The 17,324-nt window shown below is 74.2% G+C and carries 11 protein-coding genes; all 11 read left to right on the forward strand.

The features are described 5' to 3' along the window. Positions 1-5: 5 nt before the first annotated feature. The 11 genes from ACIQFZ_RS04905 to ACIQFZ_RS04955 all read left to right on the forward strand — a co-directional run bounded on the left by ACIQFZ_RS04905 (position 6) and on the right by ACIQFZ_RS04955 (position 17,323). Entirely contained in the window at positions 6-1,271 is a 1,266-nt protein-coding gene (locus tag ACIQFZ_RS04905) for a 6-phospho-beta-glucosidase (RefSeq protein ID WP_365432913.1), read from the forward strand. Then, positions 1,262-2,233, forward strand: a complete 972-nt coding sequence (locus ACIQFZ_RS04910; protein WP_365773817.1) for a BadF/BadG/BcrA/BcrD ATPase family protein — start codon at positions 1,262-1,264, stop codon at positions 2,231-2,233. Before ACIQFZ_RS04905 ends, ACIQFZ_RS04910 begins: the two co-directional genes overlap by 10 nt. A gap of 199 nt (positions 2,234-2,432) precedes the next feature. Beyond that, positions 2,433-3,881, forward strand: coding sequence for a hypothetical protein (locus tag ACIQFZ_RS04915; protein WP_383055550.1), 1,449 nt, complete (start codon positions 2,433-2,435; stop codon positions 3,879-3,881). A gap of 35 nt (positions 3,882-3,916) precedes the next feature. Next, on the forward strand, positions 3,917-4,933 hold the full coding sequence (locus tag ACIQFZ_RS04920) for a glutamate ABC transporter substrate-binding protein (RefSeq protein ID WP_365434466.1): 1,017 nt from the start codon (positions 3,917-3,919) through the stop codon (positions 4,931-4,933). Between the two features lie 80 nt (positions 4,934-5,013). Next, positions 5,014-6,315, forward strand: a complete 1,302-nt coding sequence (locus tag ACIQFZ_RS04925) for a hypothetical protein (protein WP_402690633.1) — start codon at positions 5,014-5,016, stop codon at positions 6,313-6,315. Between the two features lie 8 nt (positions 6,316-6,323). After that, entirely contained in the window at positions 6,324-8,855 is a 2,532-nt protein-coding gene (locus ACIQFZ_RS04930; RefSeq protein ID WP_402690634.1) for a tetratricopeptide repeat protein, read from the forward strand. Positions 8,856-8,858: 3 nt separating this feature from the next. Then, positions 8,859-10,556: a PP2C family serine/threonine-protein phosphatase gene (locus ACIQFZ_RS04935; protein WP_402690635.1), complete on the forward strand. Its 1,698-nt coding sequence runs from the start codon at positions 8,859-8,861 to the stop codon at positions 10,554-10,556. 136 nt (positions 10,557-10,692) lie between these two features. Continuing rightward, the gene (locus ACIQFZ_RS04940; protein WP_402690636.1) at positions 10,693-12,039 is read left to right on the forward strand and encodes a VWA domain-containing protein; all 1,347 of its coding nucleotides are present in this window, start codon (positions 10,693-10,695) and stop codon (positions 12,037-12,039) included. A 93-nt stretch (positions 12,040-12,132) separates the two neighbouring features. Further along, a complete protein-coding gene (locus tag ACIQFZ_RS04945; protein WP_365427290.1) occupies positions 12,133-13,377 on the forward strand; it encodes an FHA domain-containing protein in 1,245 nt (414 codons plus the stop codon). Between the two features lie 118 nt (positions 13,378-13,495). Continuing rightward, positions 13,496-13,900: a globin gene (locus tag ACIQFZ_RS04950; RefSeq protein ID WP_365427293.1), complete on the forward strand. Its 405-nt coding sequence runs from the start codon at positions 13,496-13,498 to the stop codon at positions 13,898-13,900. 153 nt (positions 13,901-14,053) lie between these two features. After that, the gene (locus ACIQFZ_RS04955; RefSeq protein ID WP_402690637.1) at positions 14,054-17,323 is read left to right on the forward strand and encodes an FtsX-like permease family protein; all 3,270 of its coding nucleotides are present in this window, start codon (positions 14,054-14,056) and stop codon (positions 17,321-17,323) included. Position 17,324: the final 1 nt, after the last annotated feature.

Below are 17,324 nucleotides of genomic sequence, written 5' to 3' on the forward strand. Positions count from 1 at the left end.
CAGCCATGAAACTCACCGTGGTCGGCGGCGGCTCGACCTACACCCCCGAACTCGTCGACGGTTTCGCGCGTCTGAGGGACACCCTGCCCGTCGAGGAACTCGTGCTGGTGGACCCGGCGACGGACCGGCTGGAGCTGGTGGGCGGACTGGCCCGCCGCATCTTCGCCCACCAGGGCCACCCTGGCCGTGTCGTCACCACCTCGGACCTGGACGCGGCCGTCGACGGCGCCGACGCGGTGCTGATCCAGTTGCGCGTCGGCGGCCAGGCGGCCCGCCAGCAGGACGAGACATGGCCTCTGGAGTGCGGCTGCGTCGGCCAGGAGACCACCGGCGCGGGCGGTCTGGCCAAGGCGTTGCGCACGGTCCCGGTGGTCCTGGACATCGCCGACCGGGTCCGCCGCGCGAACCCGAACGCCTGGATCATCGACTTCACCAACCCGGTCGGCATCGTCACCCGCGCCCTGCTCCAGGCAGGCCACCGGGCGGTCGGCCTGTGCAACGTGGCGATCGGCTTCCAGCGCAAGTTCGCGCAGATGCTCGGCATCGCGCCCGCCGACATCCACCTGGACCACGTGGGCCTGAACCACCTCACCTGGGAGACGGGGGTGCGTCTGGGCGGCCCGGAGGGCGAGGACGTACTCCCCGCGCTCCTGGCCGAGCACGGCGAGGCGATCGCCGGCGGCCTGCGCCTGCCCCGCCCGCTCCTGGACCGCCTGGGCGCGGTGCCCTCCTACTACCTGCGCTACTACTACGCGCACGACGAGGTCGTGGAGGAACTGCGCACCAAGCCGTCCCGGGCGGCCGAAGTGGCGGCGATGGAGCGGGAGTTGCTGACGATGTACGGCGACCCGGCGCTGGTGGAGAAGCCGGCCCTGCTGGCCGGGCGGGGCGGGGCCTACTACTCGGAGGCGGCCGTGGACCTGGCGGCGGCCCTGCTGGGCGGAGGCGGCAACCCGTACCAGGTGGTGAACACGTACAACAAGGGCACCCTGCCCTTCCTCCCGGACGACGCCGTGATCGAGGTGCAGGCGGCGGTGGGCTCCAAGGGCGCGGCCCCCCTCCCCGTCTCCGACGTGGACCCGCTGTACGCGGGCCTGATGGCCGACGTGACGGCGTACGAGGACCTGGCCCTGGAGGCGGCCCTGCGCGGCGGCCGGGACCGGGTCTTCCGCGCCCTCCTCGCACACCCCCTGATCGGCCAGTACGCGTATGCCGAGGCCCTCACCGACCAACTGGTCGCGCACAACCGGGAGTACCTCGCGTGGGCCTGACCGCAAGCGTCCTCGCCATCGACGCGGGCAACAGCAAGACCGACGTGGCGGTGGTGGCGGCCGACGGGCACGTCCTCGCCACGGCCCGCGGCGGCGGGTTCCGGCCACCGGCCGTGGGTGTCGGGACCGCGGTGGACGCCCTGGAGGAAACGGTCCGGCGGGCGTACGCGCAGGCCGGCGTCACCGCCGCCGGCCATGTCTCGGCATGCTTGGCCAACGCCGATCTGCCGGTGGAGGAGGAGCAGTTGGCGTCCGCCCTGCACGCGCGCGCGTGGGGCACGACGGTGCAGGTCCGCAACGACACGTTCGCCATCCTGCGCGCGGGCGTGGCCGAACCGCGCGGGGTCGCGGTCGTCTGCGGCGCCGGCATCAACTGCGTCGGCATGCTCCCGGACGGCCGCACCGCCCGCTTCCCCGCGCTCGGCCGCGTCTCCGGCGACTGGGGCGGCGGCTGGGGCCTGGCGGAGGAGGCCCTGTGGTACGCGGCCCGCGCGGAGGACGGCCGCGGGGCGCCCACCGCCCTGTCCCGCACCCTCCCCGCCCACTTCGGGCTGGCCTCCGTGTACGCCCTCGTCGAGGCGCTGCACCTGGGGCACGTCGACCACCACCGCCGCCACGAACTGGCCCCGGTCCTGTTCGCCACGGCCGACCAGGGCGATCCGATCGCCCGCACGATCGTCGACCGCCAGGCCGAGGAGGTGGTGGCCATGGCCACGGTCGCCCTGACCCGCCTCGGTCTGCTCGACGAGGAGACCCCGGTCCTCCTCGGCGGCAGTGTCCTCGCCGCCCGCCACCCCCGACTCGACGACGCCGTACGCGACCTCCTCGCCGCGCGCGCCCCCAAGGCGGTCCCGCGGGTCGTCACGGCCCGCCCGGTCCTTGGCGCGGCCCTCCTGGGCCTGGACCACGTGGGAGCGCCGGCGGCGGCCCGGGAAAGGGTGCGGGCCCATTTCGAGCAGTGAGAGACGGTGAGCATCCCGCCGGTGGGCATCCCGGGAGCGCGGCCGGGGGAACCGAACTGGTTCCCCCGGCGTATTCATGGGCAAGGGGTGGTACGGGGCGAGCGCACTGCGGCCCGGCCGAGTTCCAGTGAAGGCCGGTGCGAATGTCGGTCCCGGCAGCGATACTTGCGGCGACGGATGACCATGGGGGAGGTCAGCAGTGACACAACCGCCGACGAGCAGTTCGGCACCGCCGGGCCCGGGCCTGCCCACCCTGCCGGCGGTTCCGCCGCAGCCCGCGTCCCCCGCCCCCGCCGCGCGGCCCCCCGCGCCCCCGCGCCGCACCGCCTTCGCGGAGGGTGCCGAGCGCCTGCGCGCCGCCGCCACCACGGAGCCCGGCCGCCTCCGCATCATCGGCGCCGTCCTCGCCCTCCTCGTCCTGGCCTTCGGCGCCGTCACCGCCCTCCAGGCCACCGACCGCGCCTCGGCCGCCGACGACGTCCTGCACCGCAGCCAGCCGCTCAGCTCCGACGCGGCCGACATCTACCGCTCGCTCGCCGACGCCAACACCATGGCGACCAGCGGCTACCTGGCCGGTCTCCAGGAGACGACGGCCACCCGCGAGCGCTACGAGGCCGACGTCCGCACGGCCGCCGCCAAGCTGGTCACCGCCGCCGCCAACTCCGCTCCCGGCAGCCCCTCCGCGGCCACCATCACCAAGCTCAACGAGCTCCTGCCGCGCTACAAGGGCCTGGTCGAGTCCGCCCGCGCCAACAACCGCCAGGGCTTCCCGGTGGGCGGCGCGTACCTGCGCGCGGCCAACGACACCATGCAGGACGAGATGCTCCCCGCGGCCGAGGACCTGTACCAGAAGGAGAACCAGCGGCTGCGCTCCGACTACGGGGACGCGACGCCGTACCCGTGGGCCGCGATCGCCCTCGGCGTCGTCGCCCTGGCCGGCCTCGCCTGGGCCCAGCGGCGCAACTACCAGCGTACGAACCGGGTGCTGAACCACGGCCTGGTCGCCGCGACCGCCGCCACCACCGTCGTCCTGCTGTGGCTGGTGATCGGCCACAGCGTCGCGCGCGCGGGACTCAACGGCTCCTACACGCACGGCGTGCGCTCGCTGAACGTGCTGCACGACGCCCGTATCGCCTCCCTCAAGGCACGCAGCGACGAGAACCTGACCCTCGTCAGCCGCGGCGCGGAGACGAAGACGCTGAAGGACGGCACGGTCATGGACGCCTACGACTGGGCGTACGACCAGGAGCTCGGCACCCTCGCCCGGACGCTGTCCCGGGCCGGCGCCCTCGCCGAGGACCCGGGGGGCAGGAAGCCCGTGGACACGGCGAACGAGTCGATGAAGGTGTGGAAGCAACGGCACGAACTGGCCCGCCAGGCCAACGACTCCGGCGACTACCAGAAGGCACGCGACCGGGTCATCGGCACCACCGCCAAGGACCGGACGGAGTCGACGGGTGAGTGCTTCGACAACGTCGACGCCTCCCTCGCGTCGGCACTCACCCATGAGACGGGCCGGTTCCGGCAGGCCGCGGAGGGCGGCCGGGCCGCCATGACGGGCCTGCCGGCCGGCTCCGCGGTGCTCGCGGTGCTCGCCGCGGCCGGCGCGGTGCTGGGCATCGGGCGCAGGCTTTCGGAGTACCGGTGAAAGGGAGCGTGACAGCGGTGAGAGGGGGCGTGGCGATGCGAGCACGACGTCTGCGGGCCGGCCTGAAGGGCTGGGGCGGTGTCGGCGCGATGGCGGCCGTCTGCGCCCTGGCGCTGGCGTTCGTCCTGCTGCTGCCCCGCACCCAGCCGCAGGGCGTCGGCGGCCCCGCGGCAAGCGGCTCGCGAGCCGTGCAGGGCACACAGTCCAAGGCGGACAACTGCCAGGACAGCCAGGCGCAGAACCTGAGCCCGTCCCCGTCCGGCGCCGGCGGCCCCACGCTGAGCGCCATCCGATCGCGCGGCTATCTGACGGTCGGCGTCGACCAGAACAGCTACCGCTGGGGCTACCGCAACCCGAACAACGCCTCCGGCGCGCTCGAGGGCTTCGACATCGACCTCGTGCACCGCATCGCCGAGGACATCCTCGGCGACGCGAACAAGGTCCAGTTCAAGGCCATCCCCACCAACGAGCGGATACCCGCGATCCGCAGCGGCCGGGTGGACATGGTGGTGCGCACCATGACCATCACCTGCGACCGGCTGAAGCAGGTGGCGTTCTCCGCCCCCTACTTCCTGACCGGCCAGCAGGTCCTGGCCCCCAAGACCTCCGGCATCACCGGCTACGACGGCTCCCTCGCCGGGAAGAGGATCTGCTCGGCAACCGGCTCCACGGCCTACGACCACCTGTCCGCCGACACCAAGGACGGCAGGCTCCCCGCGTCCACCGACATCACCACCACCGTCCCCAACCAGCTGGACTGCCTGGTGCGGCTCCAACTCGGCGAGGTGGACGCGGTGGTGACGGACGGCGCGCTCGCCGCCAGCCAGGCCGCGCAGGACCCCACGGTGGCCTTGAAGGGCGCCTCCTTCACCAAGGAGTTCTACGGTGTGGCCATGAAGCTCGGTGCCGACGATCTGGTCCGCCAGGTCAACCGGACGCTGGAGAACTACCGCAAGGACGGAGGCTGGAAGGCGTCGTACGGGACGTGGCTGTCCGCCACGCTGGGTAAGGACTCACCGTCGGCCACCGCGCCGACGCCGAGCTACCGGTGACCGGTCACCGGCCGGCGCGGCACCGACGGAACAGCAGAACCGACAGCACACAGGCGACACGCAGCAGCGAGAGGTGATCGATGGGCGTCACGGACCCCGCCGGGCCCGTCATGGACCGGGACGAGGTGGACCGTGCGCTGGCGCGGCTCGGCGCGGAGCACGAAGCCATCGAGACCTCGCTGCTCGCCCTTCAGGACCACGCGGGCCGCAGACTCCTGGAGGGCGCCGAGCTGACCGGCGTCACCGAGGAGCGCTGGGCGGCCACGGAGGCGTCGATCACGCTGCTGTGGGCGTACTTCGACGCCTACAGCGGCGCCCTGCGCACCGCCCGTGACATCCGCGCCCGCCGCCGCTGGTCCAGCCGCGAGGACCTGGTGGAGCTGACCGAGCTGCTGCGCGGCGAGTCCGTCACCGTCTCCGGCGCGGCCGCCGCGCCCGCCCTGCCCGGTCCGGGCCGGCTCAGCCAGAGCTTCTCCCTGGCCACGCTGGTGGACCGGATGAACGAGCTGTACGCGACCGGTCTGGACATGGTGGTCGCCGCCGACGCGGTGTGGTCGGCGCTGCCCGCGCGGATCGATCTGCTGGCCGCCGAGCTCCAGCGCACCCGCCGACTCGCGCACTCGGTCGGCGTCCGCCCCGGCGAGCACCCGGCGGGCGACGACCTGGAGCGCGTCACGCGCACGCTGACGAGGCTGCGCGCGGAGGTGATCTCCGATCCGCTCGCCTTCTGGGTGCCCGCGCAGGGCAGTTCGGCACCGGGCGGCGGACGGCCGGACACCACGGTGTACGACCGGGAGGCGCGGGCGCTGGACGAGGTGCGCCGGGAGATCGACGCCGTGCTCGGGGTCCGGCAGGACGCCGAGCAGCGGCTGATCAAGCTGCGGGACGTGCTCTCGCGCGCGGACCGCACGCTCGCCGAGGCGCGCACCGCGCGCGGCGAGGTGCTGGCGAAGATCGCCGCCACGGAGGTACCGGTGGTCAGCGGTCCGCCGACCGCCCTCCAGGAGCAGCTGGCGACGGCCGCCGAGTACCGCAGGCAGGCCCAGTGGCACCGGCTGTCGCCGCTCCTCGAGTCGCTGGAGCAGAAGGCGGAGGACGAACTTGAGCGCGCCCGTGAGTCGTTGACGGCGGTCACCGCGCCGCTGGCGGTCCGTGCCGAGCTGCGCGGGCGGCTGGACGCGTACAAGGCGAAGGTCGCCCGGCACGGCCTGGCGGAGGACCCGCTGCTGGTCGAGCGGTACGACGCGGCGCGCCGCATGCTGTGGAGCGCGCCGTGCGACCTGCGGGTGGCCGAACAGTCCGTGCTGCGCTACCAGCAGGCGGCGGCCGAACTGCTCGGCGGCTCGCGGGTGCCGGAGCAGGGCGGGCCCGAGGGACGGTAGGGGGAGTCATGAGTCAGGCGGGGCAGACCTGTCAGCGGCCGGACTGCGGCGGCACGTACGAGGACGTCGGCGGCGGCGAGCTGTACTGCGACACGTGCGGTCTCGCGCCGGTCGTCTCGGCGACCGGCATGGTGGGCTCGCCACCCACCGGCGTGACCGGCGGCGGCGGAGACTCGCGGGGTTCGGTGGGCGGCGGTTCGGCCTCCAGTGCCCGCAGTTCCCGTACGTCGTCGCAGTCGTCGAAATCGCGCCGCTCGGTGTCGGGGCGGCTCTCGCGCTCGCTGTCGGGCAAGGCGACCGGCCGGTCGGTGTCGGTGCGCAGCTCCGGCTCCACGACGGGCTCCTCCGGCCGTGGCCGGCTGGGCGCGGGTCTGGTGCAGGTGCCGCAGGTGCCGCGGCCGGACCCGCGTTCGATGGTGCTGGAGAACCCCGAGGTGCCGGAGCGCAAGCGGTTCTGCTCGCGCTCGGACTGCGGTGCGCCGGTCGGGCGCGCGCGGGGGGACCGCGCGGGCCGTACGGAGGGCTTCTGCACCAAGTGCGGGCACCCGTACTCCTTCGTGCCCAAGCTGAGGGCCGGGGACATCGTCCACGGCCAGTACGAGGTCGTGGGCTGTCTGGCGCACGGCGGCCTGGGCTGGATCTACCTCGCCGTGGACCGGGCCGTGTCCGACCGCTGGGTGGTGCTCAAGGGCCTGCTGGACACCGGCGACCAGGACGCGATGGCGGCGGCGATCTCCGAGCGGCGGTTCCTGGCGGAGATCGAGCACGGCAACATCGTGCGGATCTACAACTTCGTCGAGCACCTCGACCAGCGCACCGGCTCCCTCGACGGCTACATCGTGATGGAGTACGTCGGCGGCAAGTCGCTGAAGGAGATCGCCAACTCCCGCCGCACCCCGGAGGGCAGGCGCGACCCGCTGCCGGTGGAGCAGGCGTGCGCGTACGGGATCGAGGCGCTGGAGGCGCTCGGCCATCTGCACAGCCGCAACCTGCTGTACTGCGACTTCAAGGTCGACAACGCGATCCAGACCGAGGACCAGCTCAAGCTGATCGACATGGGCGCGGTGCGCCGGATGGACGACGACGAGTCGGCCATCTACGGCACGGTCGGCTACCAGGCGCCCGAAGTCGCCGAGGTCGGCCCGTCGGTCGCCAGCGACCTGTACACGGTGGGCCGTACGCTCGCCGTCCTCACCTTCGACTTCCAGGGCTACACGAACGTCTTCGCGGACTCCCTGCCCGACCCCGACAACATCGAGGTCTTCCGCCAGTACGAGTCCTTCTACCGCCTCCTGGTCCGTGCCACCGACCCCGACCCGGCCCGCCGGTTCGCCTCGGCGCAGGAGATGGCCGAGCAGCTCACCGGCGTGCTGCGGGAGGTCGTGTCCCTCCAGACCGGCCGGGCGCGGCCGGCCCTATCGACCCTGTTCGGCCCGGAACTGCGGGTGACGGACGCGGAGTTGTTCCCGAAGCTGGACGGGGACGTGTCCCGGCTGGGGGCGCGGGTGCCACGCCCGCGTGGATCGGCCCCGGCCATCGCGGCCGGCACCGCGCACGGCCACGGCGCTCCGGGCACGCCGAACGCTCCGGCTCCCCCGGCGCTCGTCAAGCCCGTCGACACGCCCGCCGCCGCGCTCGCCCTGCCGGTCCCCCACGTCGACCCGAGTGACCCGAACGCGGGTTTTCTGGCGGGCTTGTTGACGTCCGCGCCCGGGGAACTGGCGCACGCGCTCGCGGCGGCGCCCACGCAGTCGGCCGAGACCCGGCTGCGCCAGGTCAGGGCCCGGTTGGAGACCGGCGAGGCGGCCACCGCGCTGGAGGTCCTGCGCCAACTGGAGCAGCGGCACCCGGACGACTGGCGGGTCGTCTGGTACCGGGGCGTGGCCTCCCTGGTCACCGGCGACCACGAGGAAGCGGCCCTCGCCTTCGACGCGGTCTACGACGCCTTCCCCGGTGAGGTCGCGCCGAAGCTGGCGCTCGGCCTGTGCGCGGAGGTGCTCAGCCAGCTCGACAACGCCGCCGAGTACTACCGCCTGGTGTGGTCGACCGACCCGAGCCAGGTCAGCGCCGCGTTCGGGCTGGCCCGCGTGCAGCTCGCCTCCGGCGAACGGCCCGGCGCGGTACGGACCCTGGAGTCCGTTCCGGAGTCCTCGATCCACTACACGGCGGCGCGCGTGGCGGCCGTACGGGCACGGCTGCGGCACCGTACGGCGGCTGCGTCCGACACGCCGTTCCTGGACGACCTGACGGCCGCCTCCGGGCAGGTCGAGGCACTTCAGGCCTACGGTCTGGACCCCGCCCGGCGGGAGCGGCTGTCGGCGGAAGTCCTCGGCTGCGCCCTGGACTGGGTACTCTCCGGGGGCCGGGCCACCGACCCGGCCGCCCGGCGGGTGCTGCTCGGAAGCGACCTGGACGAGCGGGGACTCCGCTTCGGCCTGGAGCGTTCGTACCGCACGCTGGCCCGGCTGGCGCCCGGTGGCGAGGAGAGGATCGACCTGGTGGAACGTGCCAACCGTTACCGCCCCCGGACGTGGGTGTAGTTGATGTCGCAGATGCACCAGCAGGCAGCGCTGCCGAAGTGCCCGAGCTGTGCGGAGCCGCTCGAATCGGGTGACCGCTTCTGCGGCGCGTGCGGGTACGACCTGTCCGCGGCCGCCGAGGGACCGGGCGACGCGCCGACGCTCACAGTGGACCGCGGCGCGGTGCCGCGCCCGGCCGGCCCCGGCGAGCGTGCCGACGACGCCGTGTGGCCGCGCGCACCGCACCCGGACACCTCCGAGGCCCCACCGCGGCTGCACCTGCCGACGGACCTGCCGGGCACGGACTCGAGCGGCTCCCCGCTGCCGGCTCCGGCACAGCAGGCGCAGGCTCAAGCCCAGTCCCAGGCCCAGGCGACGGTTCAGCAGCGGCCGCAGCCGGTGGCGCAGTCCCCGCAGCAGCCACAGACGGCTCAGCCCCAGCCACAGCCGCAGGCGCAGCCACCCGCCGAGGCCCAGGCGGCGGCCCGGCCGCAGTCACAGCCGGCCGCTCAGCCGCCGCGTCAAGCGCAGGCCCAGCAACAGCCGCAGGCTCAAGCACAGGCCCCAGTTCAGCAGCAGCCGCAAGGACCAGGGCAGCCGCAGCCGCAGCCGCAGCCGCAAGGCCAGGGTCCGCAGCCGCAGGAACAGCCGCAGCAGCAAGGGGCGTCTGCCTCGGGCGTGCGGCTCGACCGGCCGGCGGAGCCGGACGAGTACCCGTTGCAGGCGCCGGACCCGCGCGTGCCCACCGACTCCGACGCCGCCGCTCCGGCCGACGGCGCCGCGGGCGACGGCACCCCGGGTGAGGCCGCCACGGTGTGCGTGGCGTGCCGGGCCGGCCGGGTCGACAGCGACGGCTACTGCGAGAACTGCGGGCACGCCCAGCCGCGCGAACGCGACCACATGGAACAGGAGTCGGGCCCGATCGCCGCCGTCAGCGACCGCGGCCTGCGCCACCACCGCAACGAGGACGCCTTCGCCCTCGGCCGCACCGCGCTGCCCGACGGCTCGCCCGCCCTCGCGGCGGTCGTCTGCGACGGCGTGTCCTCCGCGACCCGCCCCGACGACGCCTCCCTCGCCGCCTCACGAGCGGCGAGCGAGTCGCTGCTGGCCGCGCTGCCCCGGGGCACGCACCCGCAGCAGGCCATGCACGACGCGATCGTCGCCGCCGCGCAGGCGGTCGACGCGCTCGTCGGGGAGCCCGCGTCGGCCGGCCGGCACTCCGCCCACCAGAACGCGCCCGCCTGCACGTTCGTCGGCGCGGTGGTCACCTCCGGGCTGCTGGTCGTCGGCTGGGTCGGCGACAGCCGCGCCTACTGGATCCCGGTGGACCGCGGCGCGCCCCCGGCCCGGCTCACCGAGGACGACTCGTGGGCCGCGCAGATGGTCTCCGCGGGCCTGATGTCCGAGGCGGAGGCGTACGCCGACGAGCGCGCCCACGCGATCACCGGTTGGCTCGGCGCGGACGCCTACGAACTGGAGCCGCACACCGCCTCCTTCAAGCCGGACCGGCCGGGAGTGGTCGTGGTGTGCACGGACGGGCTGTGGAACTACGCCGAGACGGCAAGGGAGATGGCCGAGGCCGTCCCCCTCGACGCCGCCGTGCGCCCGCTGCACAGCGCCCGGGTCCTGGTCGGCCACGCCCTGGACGGCGGGGGCCACGACAACGTAACAGTGGCCGTCGTGCCGTTCCCTGCCGCGCCGCAGGGGGCAGGATCGGCCTGAGGGACGTACGCGGGGGCGCGTGACGGGAGCCCCCGGCCGAGCCCTCAGCGCGGGGAAGCTCCGAGGGCCGGCGGGGGCCGGCCCGTTCACAGTCGTCGTCCCCGTTCACGGGGTCCAGAGGGGGATCTGGGACAGCATGGCGAATTTCTCGAAATCCAGCGTGCCGCAGTTCTCGGTGGACGTGTACCAGAACGAGTACCTGCCGGAGGGCGGCCAGGAGGTCAACTCGATCGTCACGGTCAGCGCGACCGGCGGCGGCACGATCGGCAGCGCGGTCGCGGCACCGCACCTGTACACGCCCGGGCAGGGGCCGTCCGCCGCGGTGGCGATCATGGTCGACTGCTCGGGTTCGATGGACTACCCACCGACCAAGATGCGCAACGCCCGGGACGCCACGGCCGCCGCGATCGACACCCTGCGCGACGGCGTGCACTTCGCGGTGATCGGCGGCACGCACGTGGCCAAGGAGGTCTATCCGGGCGGCGGCCGGCTCGCGGTCGCCGACGCGACCACCCGAGACCAGGCCAAGCAGGCGCTGCGCAGGCTCAGCGCGGGCGGCGGCACGGCCATCGGCACCTGGCTGCGGCTGGCCGACCGGCTGCTGTCCTCGGCCGACGTCGCCATCCGGCACGGCATCCTGCTCACCGACGGCCGCAACGAGCACGAGTCGCCCGAGGACCTCCGGCGGACGCTCGACGCATGCGCGGGACGCTTCACATGTGACGCGCGGGGCGTGGGCACCGACTGGGAGGTGAAAGAAGTCACACAGATCGCCTCCGCGCTGCTCGGCACCGCCGACATCGTCGCCGACCCGGCGGGCCTGGCCGCCGACTTCACGCAGATGATGGAGACGGCGATGGGCAAGGAGGTCGCGGACGTCTGGCTGCGGGTGTGGACGCCGGTGGGCACGACCATCAAGTTCGTCAAGCAAGTTGCCCCGGCTGTGGAGGAGTTGACCGGTCGCCGAGCAGAGGCGGGGCCCCGCGCCGGGGACTATCCCACCGGATCCTGGGGGGACGAGTCCCGCGACTACCACCTCTGCGTGGAGGTGCCCGCGGCCGGCATCGGGCAGGAGATGCTCGCCGCCCGGATCTCCCTGGTGGTGCCCCAACCGGATGGAACGGTGCAGAACCTCGGCGCCCAGGGCCTGGTACGGGCCGTGTGGACCGACGACATGACCGCCTCCACCTCGATCAATCCGCAGGTGGCCCACTACACCGGGCAGGCCGAACTGGCGCAGGCCATCCAACAGGGCCTCGATCTTCGCAAAGCGGGCGATTTCGATGGAGCAACGGCCAAACTGGGCCGCGCTGTTCAGCTCGCCGGAGCCTCGGGGAACGCGGATACTGCGAAACTGCTTGCGAAGGTGGTGGACGTGGTCGACGCCGCGACGGGTACTGTGCGACTGAAAGCGAAGGTCGACGAGGCCGACGAGATGACTCTCGAGACCCGGTCCACCAAGACCGTTCGTGTGAAGAAGTGACGCGGGAAGACCGCGGAAGACAGCGAGCCCGGCCCCTCGGGGTTGGAGAAATCCGGCCGCACCGGCCGGAAAAGGAGAGGGGGAAGCGCCGACATGCCGACCTGCCCGAACGGACACCAGTCGGGTTCCGACGACTGGTGCGAGGTGTGCGGTCACCGCATGGCCGGTGCCGTGCCTCCGCCTCCCCCGCCCCCTCCGGTCGGGGGCTACGGCTTCCCGCCCGCGCCGGGACCCGGTGGTCCCGGTCAGCCGGGTGCGCCCGGTGGGCGCCCGCACCTGTCCGCCGTACCGGACCCCGAGCCGGAGCTCTGCCCGCAGTGCCGTACGCCCCGTGAGGGCGGCGCTCCGTTCTGCGAGGAGTGCCGGTGGAACTTCCTGACGAACACGGCGACCTCGTACACGCCGGCCGCGCCGCCGCCCGGCGCCGGTCCCGGCCCGCGTTTCCCGCAGCCGCCCGGCCCGGCCTTCGGCGGTGACACGTTCGAGTACCAGGGCTCCCGGCCGTCCCAGGTGAACCGGCCCGCCGAGCCGATCCCGCACGCCCCGCCCTTCGGCACCGAGCCCCCGGGCCGCCCCGGGCCGCCGAACTTCGGCACCGAGCCCCCCGGCCGCCCCGGCCCGCCGAACTTCGGCGGCGACCCGTCACGGCCGGTTCCGCCGCCGCCCGGTGCCCCCGGAGCGCCCGGTGGTGCCCCGCAGGCGTTCCAGCAGCCCGGCCCGCCGGCTCCGCCCGGGTTCCCGCAGGAAACGGGCCGGCCGCAGCACGGCGGTGACGACGACTGGGTGATCTCCCCGCCGTCGTCCACGGGCCCCTCCGGTCCGGGCGTCCCCGGCCGTCCGGGCCCCGGCCAGGCGGGCGGCTACGGCTACCCCCAGCCGGGTGCCACCCAGGCCCCGCCGGGAGCGGCCTTCCCGCAGCAGCCGCAGCAGCCCGCGACCTGGACGGCGACGATCGGTCCGGACCGCGACTACTTCATGGCGATGATGCAGCGCTCCGGCCCCGAGGCCACGGGCCTGAACCTGCCCGCGTACTCTCCCGAGCAGCAGCGCGCGCTCACCGGCAACCAGGTCACCATCGGCCGCCGCCGGCACTCCACCGGCGACACCCCCGACATCGACCTGTCGGTCCCGCCGGAGGACCCGGGCGTCTCCCACCAGCACGCGGTTCTGGTCCAGCAGCCCGACGGCGGCTGGGCGGTGGTCGACCAGAACTCGACCAACGGCACCACGGTCAACGGCTCGGAGGACCCCATCCAGCCCTTCGTGCCGGTCCCCCTCCAGGACGGCGACCGCGTGCACGTGGGCGCCTGGACGACGATCACGATCAGGCGCGGCTAAGGCCCGCCCGGATCACACGGATCACACGGGTCACGTAAGGACCGGTGGCTCCAGGCTCTGCTGTGCAGCAGGTCCTAGGCCTCCGGTCCTCCGTCCGGCCGTCTGAGAGCATGGACGGGTGAATGAGATTCGGCGTGGCACGCTTCAGGAGCAGACCTTCTACGAGCAGGTCGGCGGCGAGGAGACCTTCCGCCGGCTGGTCCACCGTTTCTACGAGGGGGTGGCCGGGGATCCCGAGTTGCGGGCGATGTATCCCGAGGAGGATCTGGAACCGGCCGAGGAGCGGCTGAGGCTGTTCCTGATCCAGTACTGGGGCGGTCCGACGACGTACGGCGAGCGGCGCGGCCACCCGCGGCTGCGGATGCGGCACGCGCCCTTCCAGGTCGACCGGGCGGCGCACGACGCCTGGCTGCGGCACATGCGGGTGGCCGTCGACGAGCTCGGCCTGTCGCAGGAGCACGAGCAGACGCTGTGGAACTACCTGACGTACGCGGCGGCGTCGATGGTGAACACGCCCGACTGAGCCGCCGCGCAGGCACCTGAGTACCGGAATCCGGTCGTCCGGCGTCGGATTCCGATCACGATCCGGTCAAGCTCGGTCCATCAACGCTTACCCGCGCCGCGCTCCCTCTGACAACATCACCGAAAAGGTCTGGACAACGGCAGGGGGAGCCGGGTGGCGGGGTTCACGGGATTCGTCCTGCTACGAGCGCGGGCGCACCGGCTGCTGCTGGCCGCCGCGTTGCTCACGGTCCTGCTGACCACGGCGGTACTGGCGACACTCACCGCCTACTCCGGCGCGATCGGCGACGCGGCGTTGCGCCACTCCCTGCGGGACCCGCGCAACGCCGCCGACGCCACCTTGGTCGTCCGCGGCGACACACCGCCCGAGAAGCGCTCGGCCGCCGACGCCGCCGTACGCGAGCAGACCCGCAAGGCCTTCGACGGGCTGCCGGTCACCGTGCGCACCCTGGCGCGCTCCGGCCCCTACGGCCTGCCCCTGTCCCTGCGGCCCCCGGCAGAGCGCTCCGGCGACCCGGACCTGACCTACTTCGCGGCGATGGACCCCACCCAGGTTCGGCTCGTCTCCGGACACCTCCCCGGCGAGACGGCGACGGGCGACCTCGAGGTCGCGCTGCCGCAGACCGCCGCGCAGCACCTCGGGCTGAAGCCCGGCGCCCGGCTCACCCTCACCGACCGCCTCGGCGGCCGGAAGGCCCAGGTGCGGATCACCGGGCTCTACCGCCCCGTCCGCGCCGACGCGCCGTACTGGCGGCTGGACGAACTGGGCGGCCGCGGCGTCCGCAAGGTCAGCTTCACGATGTACGGGCCGCTGCTGACCGACCCCGCCGTCGTCACCGGCGGCAGGGTGAGCGAGGGTCAGACCGCGTGGCAGGCCTCGGCGGACTTCTCCACGCTGACGACCGGGCGGATCGGGGCGCTGCGCGACGCGGTGCGCGAGAGTGCCGCGTCCCTGCGGAAGTCCACGGCGGTGAGCGGCGCACCGGAGGTCACGTCCTCGCTGCCCGCCGTCCTCGACCGGATCGACCGCTCCCTGCTCGTGGCCCGCTCCACCCTGCTGATCGCCGTGCTCCAGCTGGCGTTGCTCGCCGGCTACGCGCTGCTGCTGGTGGCCCGGCTGCTGAGCACCGAACGCGGCGGGGAGACCCGCCTGCTGCGGGCCCGCGGTGGCTCCCGTGCCCGGATCGCGGGCCTCGCCGCCACGGAGGCGCTGCTGCTCGCCGTGCCCGCCGCGGCCTGCGCGCCGCTGCTGGCGGGGCCGCTGACCGGACTGCTGGCCGGGCAGGGCGCCCTGGCCCGGATCGGACTGCACCCGGACGTCTCCGCGACCGGGCGGCCCGGGGTCTGGCTGGTGGCGGCGGCCGTGGCGCTGGGCTGCGCGATGGCGGTGACGCTGCCCGCGCTGACCTCGCCGTTCACGACCGGCTCGCGGGCCCGTACGCTGCCCGCGCCGCTGCGCGCCGGCGCGGACCTGGGACTGCTGGCGGTGGCCGGTGTGGCGTACTGGCAGCTGAACCGGCAGCCCTCCGGCGCGGTCGGCAGCGATCTCACGGGCACGCTCGGCATCGACCCACTGCTGGTCACCGCGCCCGCACTGGCCCTGCTGGCCGGAACGGTGCTGACCCTGCGGCTGCTGCCGCCGGTGGCCCGGCTGGCCGAGCGCCGCGCGACCGGAGGCCGCGGACTGCCGGCCGCGCTGGCGGGCTGGCAGTTCAGCCGCCGCCCGATGCGCGGGGCCGGTCCGGTGCTGCTGCTCGTACTCGCCATCGCGCTGGGCATGCTGGCGATCGGTCAGGGCGCTTCCTGGGACCGCTCGCAGGACGACCAGGCCGACTTCCAGGCGGGTGCCCCGGTGCGCGTACTGGCCGCCGGTGAGGGAGACCTCGGCCGCACCGAGCGGTACGCGGCCCTCCCCCATGTGAGTTCCGCCGCCCCCGCCGTCCGCACCACGCTGCCGCTGTCCGGCAACCGCGCCGCGACCGTGCTCGCGCTGGACACCGCGAACGCGACGGACACGATGCTGATGCGCCCCGACCTGGCATCGGATCCCGTACGGCCGCTGCTGGCGGGGCTCGCGCCCAAGAGCCCGACGGCGGGTCTGAAGGTGCCCGCCGGGACGGCCCGTCTGCGGCTGACCACCGCCATCCGCGGCGCCGGAGCCGGGAGTTCGGTGGACGTGGGGGCCACCGTCGAGGACCGCTACGGAGTCCCGTACCGGATGCCGCTCGGCGCGCTGCCCGCCGACGGCCACTCCCACCCGCTGGACCTGGATCTCCCCGCCACCGCGGGCCCCCTCGTCCTCACCGGCCTGGACGTGACCCTGTTCCAGCCCGTCGGCCACACCGAGCGGCACCGCCTCACCGTCTCCGAGGCGACCGCGACCGCCGCCGACGGGACAGAGCGGCACCTGAGCCTGCCGACGGCCTGGAAGGCGACCTCGGCCGGCACCGGCTCCGACCCCTCCCCCTCCGGCGACAACACGCCGGGCGCACCCTCCGTGACGTCCTCCCGCCCGCTGACCGTCACCTACAGCACCGGCTACGTGCCGCGCGACCAGCCCTGGGCGACGGGCACGCTGACCCTGCGGCTCCAGGTCGCCCAGCCCGCGCAGCCGGAGATCACGGCCCTGGCGACCGACCGCTTCCTGGCCTCCACGGGCGCGCGGCCAGGGCAGCGGCTGGACGTGACGTTCGGCGGCCAGAACGTTTTGGTCCGGATCGTCAGCGCGGTACGGGAACTGCCGACCACGGCCGGTGCCGACCAGGGCGGTGCCACGACGCACGACGGCGGAGGCGTGCTGATGGATCTGCGGTCGGTGAACCGGCTGCTCCAGGCGCGCTACGGCGAGAGCGTGGTGCCCACCGAGTGGTGGCTGCGCACCGACGCCGGCCAGGCGGCGAGTGTGGCCGCGGCCCTGCGGGCCCAGCCTGACATCGCCCCGGCGCAGGTGATCGTGCGGGAGGAGATCGCCGCCCAGTTGCGCGACGACCCGTTCGGCGCCGGACCCGCGGCCGCCTTCACCGCGGCGGCCGCGGTCGCAGCGGCGCTGGCCGCGGTCGGTTTCGCGGTGAGCGCGGCCGGGGCGCTCAGGGAGCGGGACTCCGAGTTCGCCGTGCTGCGCGCCCTGGGCACCCCGCGCCGCCAGTTGGCGCGGACGCTGGCCGCCGAGCAGAGCGTGCTGCTGGCCCTGGCGCTGGCGGTCGGCGTGGCCCTGGGCACCGTGCTGACCCGGGCCGTGATCCCGCTGATCGTCCTGACCGGGCAGGCCACGAAACCGATGCCGACCGTCCTGGTCGAACTGCCGGTCGCCCGGGTGGCCGTGCTGCTGGCGGCCGTCGCCGCCGCACCGCTCGTCGTCACGGCGGTGCTGACCCTGCGCCGGCCCGACCCGGCGCTGTCCCTTCGAGACCGCGGAGGTGAGTGAG

Source organism: Streptomyces sp. NPDC093064 (assembly GCF_044754605.1).
Lineage (GTDB): Bacteria > Actinomycetota > Actinomycetes > Streptomycetales > Streptomycetaceae > Streptomyces.